The sequence below is a fragment of the Pseudoroseicyclus tamaricis genome (assembly GCF_012070395.1).
GTDB classification, from domain to species: domain Bacteria; phylum Pseudomonadota; class Alphaproteobacteria; order Rhodobacterales; family Rhodobacteraceae; genus Pseudoroseicyclus_A; species Pseudoroseicyclus_A tamaricis.
Genome location: NZ_JAAFYS010000002.1, coordinates 1,028,616 through 1,043,332 on the forward strand (window position 1 = coordinate 1,028,616; position 14,717 = coordinate 1,043,332).

At 71.2% G+C, this 14,717-nt stretch carries 14 protein-coding genes; 6 read left to right on the forward strand and 8 right to left on the reverse strand.

The features are described 5' to 3' along the window. The 5 genes from GY170_RS11370 to GY170_RS11390 all read right to left on the reverse strand — a co-directional run bounded on the left by GY170_RS11370 (nt 1) and on the right by GY170_RS11390 (nt 7,276). Nucleotides 1-987 (reverse strand): glycoside hydrolase family 3 protein, encoded by a 987-nt coding sequence (locus tag GY170_RS11370; protein ID WP_163893608.1) that lies wholly within the window; start codon nt 985-987, stop codon nt 1-3. Continuing rightward, entirely contained in the window at nt 987-2,036 is a 1,050-nt protein-coding gene (locus GY170_RS11375) for an SPOR domain-containing protein (RefSeq protein WP_235924102.1), read from the reverse strand. The genes GY170_RS11370 and GY170_RS11375 overlap by 1 nt, the downstream gene beginning before the upstream one ends. A 105-nt stretch (nt 2,037-2,141) precedes the next feature. Beyond that, nucleotides 2,142-3,881, reverse strand: a complete 1,740-nt coding sequence (gene argS / locus GY170_RS11380) for an arginine--tRNA ligase (protein WP_163893610.1) — start codon at nt 3,879-3,881, stop codon at nt 2,142-2,144. Nucleotides 3,882-4,152: 271 nt separating this feature from the next. Continuing rightward, entirely contained in the window at nt 4,153-6,099 is a 1,947-nt protein-coding gene (locus tag GY170_RS11385; RefSeq protein WP_163893612.1) for a cation:proton antiporter, read from the reverse strand. Further along, nucleotides 6,089-7,276 carry a deoxyguanosinetriphosphate triphosphohydrolase gene (locus GY170_RS11390; protein WP_163893614.1) on the reverse strand — a complete coding sequence of 396 codons (1,188 nt, stop codon included), beginning with the start codon at nt 7,274-7,276 and terminating at the stop codon, nt 6,089-6,091. The genes GY170_RS11385 and GY170_RS11390 overlap by 11 nt, the downstream gene beginning before the upstream one ends. Before the next feature lie 80 nt (nt 7,277-7,356). Between GY170_RS11390 and GY170_RS11395 the strand changes: the two genes are divergently transcribed. Together GY170_RS11395 and xth are read left to right on the forward strand one after the other, a co-directional pair. Continuing rightward, nucleotides 7,357-7,683 (forward strand): HesB/IscA family protein, encoded by a 327-nt coding sequence (locus GY170_RS11395; protein WP_163893616.1) that lies wholly within the window; start codon nt 7,357-7,359, stop codon nt 7,681-7,683. A 600-nt stretch (nt 7,684-8,283) separates the two neighbouring features. Further along, nucleotides 8,284-9,066, forward strand: a complete 783-nt coding sequence (xth, locus tag GY170_RS11400) for an exodeoxyribonuclease III (protein WP_163893618.1) — start codon at nt 8,284-8,286, stop codon at nt 9,064-9,066. Nucleotides 9,067-9,123: 57 nt separating this feature from the next. Here the strand turns inward: xth and GY170_RS11405 are convergent, their stop codons facing one another. After that, the gene (locus GY170_RS11405) at nt 9,124-10,260 is read right to left on the reverse strand and encodes an FAD-dependent monooxygenase (protein ID WP_235937836.1); all 1,137 of its coding nucleotides are present in this window, start codon (nt 10,258-10,260) and stop codon (nt 9,124-9,126) included. Between the two features lie 58 nt (nt 10,261-10,318). After that, nucleotides 10,319-10,741: an RNA polymerase-binding protein DksA gene (dksA, locus tag GY170_RS11410; RefSeq protein WP_163893622.1), complete on the reverse strand. Its 423-nt coding sequence runs from the start codon at nt 10,739-10,741 to the stop codon at nt 10,319-10,321. Between the two features lie 196 nt (nt 10,742-10,937). On the opposite strand from dksA, the gene GY170_RS11415 reads away from it, so the two are divergent. After that, a complete protein-coding gene (locus GY170_RS11415) occupies nt 10,938-11,777 on the forward strand; it encodes an AAA family ATPase (protein ID WP_163893625.1) in 840 nt (279 codons plus the stop codon). Between the two features lie 20 nt (nt 11,778-11,797). Here the strand turns inward: GY170_RS11415 and GY170_RS11420 are convergent, their stop codons facing one another. Beyond that, a complete protein-coding gene (locus GY170_RS11420) occupies nt 11,798-12,403 on the reverse strand; it encodes an SRPBCC family protein (protein ID WP_163893627.1) in 606 nt (201 codons plus the stop codon). 292 nt (nt 12,404-12,695) lie between these two features. Between GY170_RS11420 and GY170_RS11425 the strand changes: the two genes are divergently transcribed. From GY170_RS11425 to GY170_RS11435, 3 genes are read left to right on the forward strand one after another with little or no spacing between them, the layout of a single operon-like run. Next, entirely contained in the window at nt 12,696-13,136 is a 441-nt protein-coding gene (locus GY170_RS11425) for a GNAT family N-acetyltransferase (RefSeq protein ID WP_163893865.1), read from the forward strand. After that, a complete protein-coding gene (locus tag GY170_RS11430) occupies nt 13,133-14,527 on the forward strand; it encodes a DUF2927 domain-containing protein (RefSeq protein ID WP_163893629.1) in 1,395 nt (464 codons plus the stop codon). The genes GY170_RS11425 and GY170_RS11430 overlap by 4 nt, the downstream gene beginning before the upstream one ends. A gap of 16 nt (nt 14,528-14,543) precedes the next feature. Then, nucleotides 14,544-14,714: a hypothetical protein gene (locus GY170_RS11435; RefSeq protein ID WP_167803315.1), complete on the forward strand. Its 171-nt coding sequence runs from the start codon at nt 14,544-14,546 to the stop codon at nt 14,712-14,714. Nucleotides 14,715-14,717: the final 3 nt, after the last annotated feature.

Below are 14,717 nucleotides of genomic sequence, written 5' to 3' on the forward strand. Positions count from 1 at the left end.
CTACCCCAGAAGGTCGGCCAGCTCGGCCCTGAGGCCCGAGATATCCGCCGGCTCCGGCGCGTGGCGCTGCGCCAGCGCCGCCTCGCCCCGGGCCTCCGCCTCGGGACCCATGGCGCCGGCGGCGGCGATCACCTCTTCCATCTCCGTCATCCTGCCGTTGGAGTGGAGCACGAGGTCGCATCCGGCCGCAATGGCGTTGGCGCATCGCTCCGGCAGGGAGCCGGAGAGCGCCTCCATCGAGATGTCGTCGGTCATCAAGAGGCCGGTGAAGCCGATCTCCTCCCGGATCAGGGCGATGACATCGGGGGAGAGGGTGGCCGGGCGGCCCGCGTCGATGGCGTCGTAGATGGCGTGGGCGGTCATGCCGATGGCCATCCCGCGCAGCTCGCGGAAGGGCGCGAAATCCCGCGCCCGGAGCGCCTCGGCGGAGGCGGTGACGCGGGCCGGCTCGAGGTGAGAATCGACATTGGCGCGCCCGTAGCCGGGAATGTGCTTGAGCACCGGCAGCACGCCACCGGCCAGCAGCCCCTCCGCGGCGGCCTGGGCGGCGGCGACGACGGTGGGAATGTCGCCACCATAGAGGCGGTTGCGGAGGATCGGGTGGGTCTCCGGCTCCACCAGATCGGCCAGCGGGGCGCAATCGGTATCGATGCCGACGCTGTGGAGGTCATGGGCGATGAGGCGGTGGCGCAGCCACTGGGCGCGGAGCGGATCGGCGGCGCGGGCCATCTGGTCCAGCGCCGGCAGGTATTCCGGCCAGTGGGGCGCGCGCATCCGCTGCACGCGCCCGCCCTCCTGGTCGATCAGGATGGGGGCGTCGCGGCCGACGCTCTCCCTCAGTTCGCCGGTCAGCGCGGTCAGCTGCTCGGGCGTCTCGACGTTGCGGGCGAAGAGGATGAAGCCCCAGGGCTGGGTCTCGGCGAGGAAGCCGCGCTCCGCCCCGGTCAGCCTCGTGCCCTCGACGCCGAGGATCGCGGCGGCGGGCATCAATCCACCAGGTAGGGGATGCAGCCGGCGTCTTCGGCGGCGAGGGCGGAGCAGAAGCGGCGCGCGTCGCCGAGGGCGTCGAAGCCCTTCATGCGCAGGCGATAGAAGGTGGAGCCGCCGGCCTGCGCCGTCTGCACCACCGGCTCGCGCTCGCCGATCAGCTCTCCGAACTGGCTGGTGATCGCCGCCCAGGCGTCGTTGGCCAGCTCCGCCGAGGCGAAGGCGCCGAGCTGCACGAGAACGGTGCCGGCCGGCAGCGGCGTCTCGGCGACCTGCAGATCCTCCGTCTGGGCCGGGGCGGCCGGCGTGGCGGCAACGGCGGTGACGGTCGCGGGCCGCGATGGCGGGCGGAGGGAGCGGGCAACGCCGGGGACGGACGGGTCGACGAGCGCGACGACAGGCAGCTCCTCGGCATCGGGCACGGGCTGAAGCTCGCCGGGCTCGACCTCCTCCACCTGGACGGCGGCCCCGTCCGGGCCGGCGGTGATCTCGTCATCCTCGGGCGCGGCGGCGGCCACCTCCTCGGCCGGCAGGCCGGCCTCCTCGGCGCCCTCGGGCGCCGCGGCGAGGGCGGCGATGGCGTCGGCCATGGCGATGACGCCCTGGGCGTCGAGCGTCTCGCCCTCCTCAGCGGAGAGCGAGGTCAGAATCGGCGTCTCCGCCTCCTCCTTCTGCACGGCGCCGCGGGTGTCGTCCGCCTCGGCGGTCATGACGTGCTTGAGGTCCTCATCCGCCAGCGTCAGCGGCTGGGGGGCGAGGATAAGGGCGTCGGAATCGGGAGCGGCGGTGCCGAGCGCGGCGACCTCGTTGACGGAGAGGCCCATATGCGGGGCCACCTCGCCGCCGGGGCTCGCCGGCGCCTCTCGCATCGGGCCGGACATGGCGCGCACCACCGGCACCCCGGTCGCGTCGCGCAGCATCACCTTGTAGCCCCAGACGCCGATCCCGGCGACCAGCGCCAGCGAGAGCGTCGCCCCTGCAAGTTGCACCACCGCGCGGGGGCTCACCCCACCGCGCCCCGGCATCGTGCCATCGGGAATCGCCGCCATCTCTGCCTCACTGCCCCGGCGGTCTCGCGCCGCCGCTTGCCTGGTCTCTCTCCTCAAACCCCGGCGGATGCGGCGCGTTCTCGCGCTCTGGTCCGAGAGGCGCCCCTAGCGCATCTCCTCCACCGGAGTGACGCCGAGGATACCCAAACCGGCCGCAATGACAATCGCCGCCGCCCGGGCGAGGCCGATCTTCGCCTGCGCTGTTGCCATATCGTCCTGCAGGAAGCGCAGCGAGGGCTCGTCGTTGCCCCGGTTCCACAGCGCGTGAAAGTCGCTGGCGAGGTCGTAGAGGTAGAAGGCGATGCGGTGCGGCTCGTGCGTGCGCGCCGCGATCTCCACCAGCCGCGGCCATTCGGCGATGGAACGGGCGAGCTTCAGCTCCGCCTCGTGGCCGAGGGAGGAGAAATCGGCCCGTGCCAGCGCCTCCGGCGTCACCTCCACCCCCTGCTCGGCCGCCTTGCGGAGCACCGAGTGCACGCGGGCATGGGCGTATTGCACGTAGAAGACGGGGTTTTCCTTGCTCTGCTCGAGCACCTTGTCGAAGTCGAAATCGAGCGGCGCGTCGTTCTTGCGGGTAAGCATGTGGAAGCGCACGGCATCCTTGCCCACCTGCTCGACGAGGTCGGCCAGCGTGATGAAGGTGCCGGCCCGCTTGGACATCTTGAACGGCTCGCCGTTCTTGTAGAGCCGCACGATCTGGCAGAGCTTGACGTCGAGCGGCACCCGCTCCTCCGACAGGGCGGCGACGACGGCCTTCAGCCGCTTGACGTAGCCGCCGTGATCGGCGCCGAGCACGTCGATCAGCTGGTCGAAGCCGCGCTCGATCTTGTCGTAGTGATAGGCGATGTCGGGGGCGAAATAGGTCCATGCCCCGTCGGACTTGCGCACCGGCCGGTCCACGTCGTCGCCATGGGCGGTGGAGCGGAAGAGCGTCTGCTCGCGCGGCTCCCAGTCCTCCGGCATCTTGCCCTTCGGCGGCTCCAGCACGCCGCGGTAGATCAGGCCCTTGCCGTCCAGCTCCTCCAGCGCCGCCTCGATGCGGCCGGTGCCGTAGAGGGACTTCTCGGAGAAGTAGACATCCATCTCGATGCCCACGGCGGCGAGATCGGCGCGGATGAGATCCATCATCCGGTCGGTGGCGAAGGGGCGCACCAGCGGCAGCCACTGCTCCTCCGGCTGGCCGAGGAGGCTGTCGCCGTATTCGGCCTTCAGCGCCTCGCCGACGGGGATCAGGTACTCGCCCGGATAGAGCCCCTCGGCAATCTCCGGGCTCTGGCCGCAGGCCTCACGGTAGCGCTCGAAGACGGAGCGGGCGACGACGTCGACCTGCGCGCCGCCGTCGTTGATGTAGTATTCGCGCGTGACGTCATGGCCGGCATAGGCCAGCAGCTCGGCCAGCGCGTCGCCGTAGACGGCGCCGCGGGTGTGGCCGACATGGATGGGCCCCGTCGGGTTGGCGGAGACGTACTCGACGTTGACCTTCTGCCCCTGCCCCACGGTGGAGCGGCCGTAGCCCTCGCCCCCCAGCGCCGCGCGCAGGATGCCGTGCCACGCCTCGGGCGCCAGCCGCAGGTTGAGAAAGCCCGGCCCCGCCACCTCGGCGGCGGCGATGCGCCCGTCCTCGGCCAGCCGCGTCGCCAGCGCCTCGGCGATGTCGCGCGGCTTGCGCCCGGCCGGCTTGGCCAGAACCATGGCGGCATTGGTGGCCATGTCGCCGTGCCCCGCATCTCGCGGCGGCTCGACGGTCACGTTGGTCAGGTCCAGTCCGGCGGGCAGCTCGCCCGCCGCCATCATCGCCTCCAGCGCGTCGGTGACGGCGAGGCGGATATCGGCGAAGAGATTCATCGGGTGCTCCTTGTCGGGCAAACCCTCTGGCAGATGCGCCCTGCCCCGTCAACGCGGCGCCGCCCCGCCGGCCGCTCCGGGCGCGACGTCAGCCCCCCACCCCGGCTCTCGCTTTTCCCGAAGTATTCCTCGGGGGGGCTGGCGCAGCCAGCGGGGGGCAGACAGCCCCCCTCCGACATCCGCCATCCCGCGCCCCCGGCCCCGCGGCGCGCGGAAACCACATGGTTTCCGCCTGCGATTTCCATATGGAAATCGCCGCCCGGAACGGCCCTCAGGCGCGGCGTTCGGCGTCGCTCGCCCCGGCCTCCTGCTCGGCATCCTCCAGCTCCGCCTCGGCATCGGCGGCCTGCTCGGCGGCTTCCTCCTCGTCGGCGGAGCCCTCGGGGAGCGGCTCGCGCTCCTCGGCCTCCTTCTCCTCCTCGATCGCCGGTGCCGCGTCGGGGGGGACGAGGGCGACGAGGCGGGTGCCGTCGGTGGACTTCACCTCGTCCTCGGGGCCGAGGATCTTCAGCCCGTCGTCATTGATCACCGCGAAGACCAGCGCCTCCGGCTGGCGGGCGCGCCAGTCGTCGAAGGTGAACTCCTCGGTCAGCTTCGTGACGCGGGCGCGCCAGCCCTCGGCCATCATGCCCTCCAGCTCGCCGAGGCTCTTCTCGCCGAGCGGCGTGCGCCCGCCGAGGCTGGCCGGCAGCGCGTGGCGGGGGCTGTCCTCGCGGGCCCGGCGCAGCTGCCAGACATTCTCGCGGCCGAACTCGGGCGCGAGGTCCGTCGCCACCAGCGTGTTGTGCGCCTCGTTGTCGGAGGCGGCGAGGAGCGTGTTGTAGCGGATCAGCTCCACCCGGTGCTCGGCCGCCTCGGAGAGGATGTCGCCCGAATAGGTCTCCACCCCCGCCTGCCGCGCCGGGCCGAGGCGGTAATGGTTGGTGTCCGTCAGGATCACCGGCACCTCCGCCTTGGTCAGCGCCTCGGAGAGCGCCAGCGTGAAGCGGTTGGCGCCGAGGATCATCAGCCCCGGCACGGCGCGCGACAGGCCCAGCGCCTGCGCCAGCGGCTTCAGCGAGAAGCCGTGGATCACCACCGTCGCCGCGACGAGCAGGAAGGCCAGCGGGATGATGTCGTAGCCGTCGGCAACCCCCGCCTCCGTCAGCCGCTCGCCGAAGAGGCCGGCGACGGCCATCAGCACCACGCCGCGCGGGCCGGTGAAGGCGACGAGCACCCGCTCCTTCTGCGGGATGTCGGTGCCCAGCAGCGACAGGAACACCGCCGCCGGCCGCACCAGCAGGATCACCACCGCCACGAAGAGCGGCGCCCGCCAGTCCAGCCGCTCCAGCGCCGCGACATCGAAGCTCGCCGCCAGCAGGATGAAGACGCCGGAGACGAGCAGCACCGTCGCGTGCTCCTTGAAGCGCCGCACCTCCTGCAGCGAGGCGAGGCGCGAGTTGGCGAGGACGAGGCCGAGGATCGTCACCGTCAGCAGGCCGGATTCGTGGAGCAGCGCGTCGGAGAGGCTGAAGGCGCCGAGCACGGCGACGAAGATCACCGGCACCTTCATGTATTCCGGCACCCGCGCATTGCGGAAGGACCATGCCAGCCCCCGGCCCACGGCGAAGCCCAGCCCCGTGGCGAGGAGGATGCCGAGCACGAGGTCGCGGATCGCCGCCGGCGCCGTCTCCGCCGCGCGCGCGACGAGCACGATCTCGAAGGCCAGCACCGCCGCAAGCGCGCCGAGCGGATCGTTGGCGATGGCCTCCCATTGCAGCAGAGCCGCCGGGCGCCGGGCGAGCCGCGCCTGCCGCAGCAGCGGCGCGATCACCGTCGGCCCGGTGACGATCATGATGCCGCCGAAGACCCATGACGTCTCCCAGCTCAGCCCGGCGACGTAATGCAGCGCCAGCACCGAGAGGACCCAGCCCAGCACCGCGCCGGGGAAGATGAGGCGCCTGACCCCGCTGGCCGCGTCGCGCAGGCCCCGCAGGTTCAGCGTCAGCCCGCCCTCGAAGAGGATGATGGCGACGGCGAGCGAGATGATCGGCCCAGACAGGTCGCCGATCGTCTCCTGCGGGTTGAGCACGCCGAGGACGGGGCCGAAGATCAGGCCGACGATCAGCATCAGCACGATGGCGGGCAGCTGCATCCGCCACGCGATCCACTGCGCGCCGACGCCGGCGACACCGACGAGCCCGATGGCGCCGAGGGCCGTCAGCCCCTCACCGTGCATTCATCACCCCCGGGGCGACGACGGTGGGGCGGCCCGTGAGCCGCTGATGTTCCTGAATGGCGAACCGGTCTGTCATCCCGGCAATGTAGTCGCAAACGATCCGGGCCAGCGCCGTATCTCCTTCCGCCTCCGCGACATCCTTGCGCCATTGGCGGGGCAGGTTCTCGGGGGCCGCCATGTAGAGCGGGAACAACTCCTCGACCACCTGCGTCACCTGCTCGCGCATCTCGACGACGGCCGGGGCGCGGTACATGCGGTGGAAGAGGAAAGTGCGGATCACCTTCAGATCCTGCCACAGTGGCTCGGAGAATCGCACCACCATCTTCCCGGCATGGCGCACCTCGGCAACGTTCTGTGGCGAGAGATCTCCCAGCGTCTTCAGCGCCAGGTCGATGACGTCCTCGACGAGGATGCCGAAGAAGCGCCTCAGCGCCTCGTGCCGGCGGCGGTAGTAGTTGAGGTCGGGGTACGTCTTGTCCACCTCGGCGAAGCACTCCCGCAGCACCGGCAGCTCGGCCAGCTCGTCGGTGGAGAAGAGCTCCGCCCTCAGCCCGTCGTGCAGGTCGTGGTGCGAATAGGCGATATCGTCGGAGAGCGCCGCCGCCTGCGCCTCGGCGCTGGCATGGGTGGAAAGCTCGAGGCTCTGCAGCCGCTCGTAGGCCTCCAGCGCCCAGGGGAGCGGCGGCAGGACGGGGCCGTTGTGCTTGGCGATGCCCTCCAGCGTCTCCCATGTCAGGTTCAGCCCGTCCCACTCGGCATAGTGGCGCTCCAGGTGGGTGACGATCCGCAGCGCCTGGGCGTTGTGGTCGAAGCCGCCATAGGGGGCCATGAGCGCATCCAGCGCCTCCTCCCCCGTATGGCCGAAGGGCGGGTGGCCGAGATCGTGGGCGAGCGCCACCGCCTCCGCCAGCTCGGTGTTGAGGCCGAGGGCGGCGGCGATGGTGCGCGCGACCTGCGCGACCTCGATGGAATGCGTGAGGCGCGTGCGGAAGTAATCGCCCTCGTGCTCGATGAAGACCTGTGTCTTGTGCTTGAGCCGGCGGAAGGCGGAGGCATGGATGATGCGGTCGCGGTCGCGCTGGAAGGGCGAGCGGTAGCGGCTCTCCTCCTCGGCATGAAGCCGGCCGCGGCTCTCGGCCGGGTTGGTCGCGTAAGGCGCGGGGCCCTCGGGTCGCATACGGCGCTGCCTCGCCTTGGATGTCGGTGCCTGCGGCCTTATATGAATCGCATGTGCCGAGACACAAGCAGGCTTGCCAGATGCTGACCCTTCCGCCCGAAGTCACCCCCCGCGCCTACGAGCGCCTCTCCGAGATCGGTGCCGCCGCCTCCGGCAAGGCACTGCGCGTCGCCGTCGAGGGCGGCGGCTGCTCGGGGTTCCAGTACCAGATCACCCTGGACGATCCGGCCGAGGACGACCTCGTGCTGGAGAACGACGGCCAGAAGGTGGTGGTCGACTCGGTCTCCCTTCCCTTTCTGGCGGGTGCGAAGATCGACTTCACCGACGAGCTGATCGGCGCCCGCTTCGTGATCGACAACCCCAACGCGAGCTCCTCCTGCGGCTGCGGGACGTCGTTCTCGATGTGAGGTTGGGGCTGGTTCCGCCGGCCAGCGGCGCGTCCCCGGCGGCTTCCGGGTAGACCGGTTGAGCCCACCCGACGACGCACCGCCGCCGCTCTTACCCCCGCGCGGAATCAAGGCCGCAGGCCGCCGCGCGAGCGCCGGCCCGTCCCCGCGGGCTGGCGCTCTGGCTGGGCCTGGTGCTCCGCTCAGGGCTAGGAGGGGCGTGGCTGGCATAAAGCGCGCCGCACGAGCACCGGAGCGCCACCCCACGGGCCGGCGTGAGAGGACGGTGCCCGTGGCGGGCGGAGCAGGCACCCGGCCTGTCCGTCTTCCCCCGAGACCAACGTCCCCGCTCTACCCCCCGCGCGGAATCAAGCCGAAGGCGCCGCGCGAGCGCCGGCCCGTCCCCGCGGGCTGGCGCTCTGGTTGGGCTTGGAGCCTCGCTCGAAGCAGGGAGGGTCTTGGCAGGGATAAAGCGCGCCGCACCAACGTTGCAGCGCCACCCCACGGGCCGGCGTGTGAGGGCAGCGCGGATGGAGACGTCTCCCGAGCCCCCGCCCCTTTCCACGTGACCTCCCCGCCTCCGACGCTATGCTCCCTCCCGAACCACCACCGGAGAGCGGCATGCGACTGGCGACCTACAACATCAACGGCATCCGCGCCCGCTTCGAGACCGCCAGGACCTGGCTGGAGGAGCAGAAGCCCGACGTCGCCATGCTGCAGGAGATCAAGGCGCAGGACGAGAGCTTCCCGCGCGAGCTCTTCGAGGACATGGGCTACAACGTCGCCACCCACGGCCAGAAGAGCTTCAACGGCGTCGCCCTCCTCTCCCGCCTGCCGCTGGAGGATGTCACCCGCGGCCTGCCCGGCAATGCCGAGGACGACCATGCCCGCTGGATCGAGGCGACGGTCATGGGCGACGAGCAGGCGGTGCGCGTCTGCTGCCTCTACCTGCCCAACGGCAACCCCGCCCCGGGCCCGAAGTTCGACTACAAGCTCGGCTGGATGGCGCGGATGGAGGCGCGGGCGGAGGCGCTGCTGACGCTGGAAGCCCCGGTCGTCTTCGCCGGCGATTACAACGTCATCCCGCAGGCGGAAGATGTCGCCCGTCCCGACGACTGGCGCGAGGACGCGCTCTTCCGGCCGGAGAGCCGGGCCGCCTTCCGCCGGTTGCAGAACCTCGGCCTGACGGAAGCCTTCCGCACGCTGGAGCCGCGGCCCGGCTTCTACTCCTTCTGGGATTACCAGCGCGGATCGTGGCAACGCGACGACGGCATCCGCATCGACCACTTCCTGCTCTCGCCCGAGGCGGCGGACCTGATGAGCGGCTGCTGGATCGAGAAGGAGGCGCGGGGCAAGGACAAGCCGTCCGACCACGTCCCCGTCTGGCTGGAGCTCGCCGCCTGAGCCCCGACGGCGCGACCATATGCGGGCGCGGGCCCACCCGGGACGCCCCCGCCGCGATCAGCCCCGGGCCGCCGTCTCGTCGTGATCGTAGATCCAGCTCACCCGCCGACGCATGAGGCGCGGGGTGAGACTGCCGGAGGCGCGCAAGGCAATATGGGCGCCCGCCCGCGGCAACCCGCGCAGGTGGTAGAGCCCGGCCTGCCCGCGGGAGGCGGCAACGACCGCCGCCGCGCGGGGCTGCCGCCGGGCCTGGAAGCGCACCAGCGCCGCCTCGATATCCTCGCCCCGGCCCACCTCGTCCGCCAGCGCCCAGCCATCCTCGATGGCCATGTTGGCGCCCTGCGAGAGGAAGGGCAGCATCGGGTGCGCCGCGTCGCCGAGGATGACGGAGCGGCCGCGACGCCAGACCTGCGCCACGTCGTGGCGGAAGAGGCCCCAGAGGTGCACCTCCTCCACCCGCGCGAAGATCCGCTGCAGGTCGTCCGAGGCATCGGCGAAGGCACCCTGCAGGGCGCCCGGCGCGTCTCGGTGGTGCCAGCCCTCTCCCACCCAGGCCGCCTGCTCGCGCACGGCGACGAGGTTGGTCAGCTCCGGCCCCAGCGGGTAGCTGACGACATGGCGCCCCGGCAGCAGCCAGATCTGCGAGCGGGGCACCGACGGCCCGGGCAGGACGGCGCGCCACGCCACATTGCGGGTGAAGACCGGCGCCGTCTCCCCGTTCAGCTCCATCCGCGCGAGGGAATGGATGCCCTGCGCCCCGACGGCGAGGTCGGCGGCGACGGTGGCGCCCGATTGCAGCTCCACCCCGCCATCGGGCAGCAGGTGCCGGACCCCGCGGTCGAAGCGGATCTCGGCCCCCGCCGCCTCCGCCGCCTCGGCAAGGCCCTGCGTCAGGCGCGAGCGGTGGACGAAGCGGTAGGGGATGTCGCCGCCGATGGGCATGTGGAAGAGGGTGCGCCCCCTCAGCCCGTCGCGGGCGAGGACACCTTCGGAGCGTATGCCGATCTCGTCCAGCATCTCCTCCAGCCCCAGCGCGTGCAGCACCCGGGCTCCGTTGGGGGTGATCTGCAGGCCGCCGCCGGCATCGCGCAGCGCCGGGCTCTGCTCGCAGACCTCGACCTCGGCGCCCGCTCGGGCAAGGGCGAGGGCCGCGGTGAGGCCGCCCACACCGGCGCCGGCAATGATGACCTTCACGTCGCGGCTCCGCCCAGGGTCAGCCGCCCGGGCCGGCGTCGCCGCCGCCGGGCCGGGATCAATCGTCGCGGTGCACCTTCTCGCGCCGCTCATGCCGCTCCTGCGCCTCGAGGCTCATCGTGGCGATGGGGCGCGCGTCGAGCCGCTTGAGGGAGATGGGCTCGCCGGTGATCTCGCAATAGCCGTACTCGCCCTCCTCGATCCGCCGCAGCGCGGCATCGATCTTGGAGACCAGCTTGCGCTGGCGGTCGCGGGTGCGCAACTCCAGCGCCCGGTCCGTCTCTTCGCTGGCGCGGTCGGCGATGTCGGGGATGTTGCGGGTGGAGTCCTTCATCCCCGTGATCGTGTCGCGACTGTCGGAGAGAAGTTCGTTGCGCCATGTCAGCAGCTTCCTGCGGAAGTACTCGAGCTGGCGCTCGTTCATGAACGGTTCATCTTCGGCGGGACGATAATCGTCCGGCAGAAATGTCTCGGCCTTCATCGCTGCTCCCTCTGCGCGACCGTCGCCGGGTTCCTTGAGTTCCCCAAACATACGGTACCCCCTTCTGACTGCCGCTGCTTTACCCCGGTCCTTGAAATAAGTCACCCCTCTTAACCTGCCCTAAACCTATCGCCTGCCAGCGGAATGGGGCAGGTAGGGGAAAGGCCCCGCAAGGGCAGCAAGAAGGAGGCCCGCCTTGCGCTTCGACGGCACCGACGCCTATGTCGCCACCCCCGACCTGATGGTCGCCGTGAACGCCGCCATCACGCTGGAGCGGCCGCTCCTCGTGAAGGGCGAGCCGGGCACCGGCAAGACGGAGCTGGCCCGCCAGGTCGCCGCGGCGCTTGGCCTCCGCCTCATCGAGTGGCACGTGAAAAGCACCACCCGCGCCCAGCAGGGGCTCTACGAGTACGACGCCGTCAGCCGCCTGCGCGACAGCCAGCTCGGCGACGAGCGGGTCCACGACGTCGCCAACTACATCCGCCCCGGCAAGCTGTGGGAGGCCTTCGCCGCCCCCGAGCGCTGCGTCCTGCTCATCGACGAGGTCGACAAGGCGGATATCGAGTTCCCCAACGACCTGCTGCAGGAGCTCGATCGCATGGAGTTCCACGTCTACGAGACGGGGCAGACGATCCGCGCCGCGAGGCGGCCCATCGTCATCATCACCTCCAACAACGAGAAGGACCTGCCGGACGCCTTCCTGCGGCGCTGCTTCTTCCACTTCATCCGCTTCCCGGACATGGAGACGCTGCGCCGCATCGTCGCCGTCCACCACCCCGGCGTGAAGGAGGAGCTGCTGGCCATCGCGCTCACCCGCTTCTTCGAGCTGCGCGAGACGCCGGGCCTGCGCAAGAAGCCCTCCACCTCCGAGGTGCTCGACTGGCTGAAGCTGCTGCTGGCGGAGGATCTGACGGCGGCGGACCTGCGGGCCGACCCGAAGGAGGCCCTGCCGCGCCTCCACGGTGCCTTGCTGAAGAACGAGCAGGACGTCGCGCTCTTCGAGCGGCTCGCCTTCCTGAACCGCGGGCGCGAGTAGCGGGCGGGCGCGGCGCCGCGTCATTGCCTCAGCGCGTAGTCGTCGGGCCAGTCGAAGAAGGGGCGGCGGCCGCTGACGGCGGCCATGTCATCCTCGAAGCGGCGGCGGACGAGGCGGATGTCGTCGGCCAGCTCGGTCAGCGGCCTGTCCTCCGGGCACATCCACTTCGGGCCGATGCCGCCGCCGGTGACCACCATGATCTCGTCCATCAGCCACATCCCCTGCGCCCAGGACAGGGCGTGTTGTTCGAGCGTCACGCGGTCGGGAAAGCCCGTCTGAAGGAGCTGCAGCTCGGTGCCGCCGCTCGTCCGCTTCAGGGTGATGCTGATGATCGACATCAGCATCACCTCGTCGATCTGGTAGCTGAAGGCGAGCCGCTTGCCCGGCACCACCTCGTGGTAGGCGCCGTGGATCCGCGACAGCGGCTCCATCCCCGTGGCCGTGATCGCCCAGCGCCCGCCGACCTGCGGGGTCATGCGGCAGGTGGTCGCGGTCAGGCCGTGTGCGGCGCCGAACCAGGCGCTCACCAGCTCCGCCCGCGTCCAGTAGGCGAAGACCGCCTCCGGCGTGGCGGGTACGGTGCGCGAGATGCGCAAGGCGTTGTCGGGGTTGTCTGCGGGTTGCATGAAGCGTCCTCCTTGCCGAAAGAACAAGGCGCGCCCCTAGCAGCCGATCCATGAACAGGATGTTGATGCGCCCCGCGCCTCGCGCCTTTCAGGTCACGCCGCCGGTCAATCCTTTGTGCGGGGCCAGATTGTCCGTGCATGGGCGCCCCGCCCGTCGCATCATCGCCCAGTCGCCGGCCGGGCAGAGACTCGGGGAGCGGCCCGGGGACCGGACCAAGTGTCGGACCGGACCAAGTGACGAACCTGCAAGTGACGGGGCGGCATCGAGGGAGCGAACGTGAGCGACAGGCAAATGGTCATCCGCCCGCTTGAGGAGGCAGACGCGCCGGCCTGGCGCCAGCTCTGGCAGGGTTACCTGACCTTCTACGAGACCGAGCTGCCGGAGGAGATCTACGCCGCCACCTTCGCGCGCCTCATCGATCCCGCCGAGACGGCGATGCACGGGCTGCTGGCGCTCCAGGGCGACAGGCCGGTCGGGCTGGCCCATTACATCTTCCACCGCCACGGCTGGCGGCTCGATGATGTCTGCTACCTGCAGGATCTCTTCGCCGACCCCGCCGTCCGCGGCCAGGGCGTCGGCCGGGCACTGATCGAGGCGGTCTATGCCGCCGCCGACGCGGCCGGCGCGCCGCATGTCTACTGGATAACGCAGGACAGCAACGCGACCGCCCGCCGGCTCTATGACCGCATCGGCGAGCTCACGCCCTTCATCGAATACCAGCGCCCCGCATGATCCGCCCCCTCCTCACCAGCCTCGCCATCCTTCTGGCCTCCTGCGCACCCGTGCCCGATGCCGGCCCCGGCTCCAGCGGCGTCGCCGGCAGCGGGGGGGAGGTGTCGCGCAACATGCCCATCTCCTCCTCGCTGCCGCCGATGCGCACCTTCCCCGTGCGCGCCGCCGCCCCGCCGACGCGCAGCAATGCCCAGATGGCGGAGGATTTCCTCGATCTCGCCTTCAAGCTGGAGAGCGGGCGCAACCTGCCGATCCTCACCCGCTACGAGGGGCCGATCACCCTGCGCCTCGCCGGCGACGTGCCGCCGACGATGGCGACGGACCTCAGCGGCCTCCTCGCCCGGCTGCGCAACGAGGCCGGCATCCCCATCTCGCTGACGAGTGACGCCAACGCCTCCATCATCGTCGAGGCGGTGCCCCGCGCCGATCTCTCCGCTGCCGTGCCGCGCGCCGCCTGTTTCGTCGTGCCCCGCATCCAGGGCTGGCAGGATTTCCTCGCCAACCGCCGCTCCGCCGCGCTGGACTGGGCGACGCTGAATGTCCGCCAGCAGGCGTCGATCTTCATCCCCGCCGATGCCGCGCCGCAGGAGATCCGCAACTGCCTCCACGAGGAGCTGGCGCAGGCGCTGGGGCCGCTGAACGATCTCTTCCGGCTGACGGATTCCACCTTCAACGACGATGACATCCACGCCGTCCTCACCGGCTTCGACATGCTGATGCTGCGCGCCTTCTACGCGCCCGAGCTGCGCTCCGGCATGTCGCGGGCCGAGGTGGCGGCGCGTCTGCCCGCGCTCCTGGCGCGGCTCAACCCCGCCGGCCAGCGCGTGCCGGTCGCCGCGACGCCGGCGATCCCCCGCGACTGGCAGCGGCTGGTGGAGACCTCCCTCGCCTCGGCCGCCTCCCCCGGCGAGCGGCGCCGCTCCGCCGCCGCAGCCGTCAACCAGGCGCGGGCGCTCGGCCTCGGCCCGGCGCAGCAGGGCTTCGCGTGGTATGCGCTCGGCCGGCTGGAGCTGGGGCGCGACCGGGGGCGGGCGCTGACCGCCTTCCAGAACGCCGCCCTTCTCTTCGCCGCCGCGCCCGACACGCGCCTGCACGAGGCGCATGTCTCGCTGCAGCTTGCCGCCTTCGCCCTCTCCGACGGGGATGCGGAGGAGGTGCTGGCCCTCACCGGCCCGGCGATCGAGGTCGCCACGCGGGCCGAGAACGCCGCCCTCCTCGCCACGCTCATGCTCTTCCGCGCCGAGGCGCTGCGGCTCCTCGGGCGTGACGCTCAGGCAGATGCCCTCGTGGTGGACTCGCTCGGCTGGGCGCGCTACGGCTACGGCGCCGACGGCATCGTCCGGGCGCGGCAAAGAGAGATCGAGGGGCTGCGCCCCGACGTCAGCGGCTAACCAGCGGATCGTTTTCATGCTCTTTTCCCTCGCGGGTCTTCTCATCGGCGCCGCCCTCGGCGCATGGCGCGCCCGCGCTCGTGGCGGCGTCGGCAAGGACATCGCCCAATGGGCCGCCGTCTGGGGCATGATCGGGCTGGTGCTCGGCACCCTTCTCACGATCATCGTGGTGCGCACCGGGGGCTAGGCC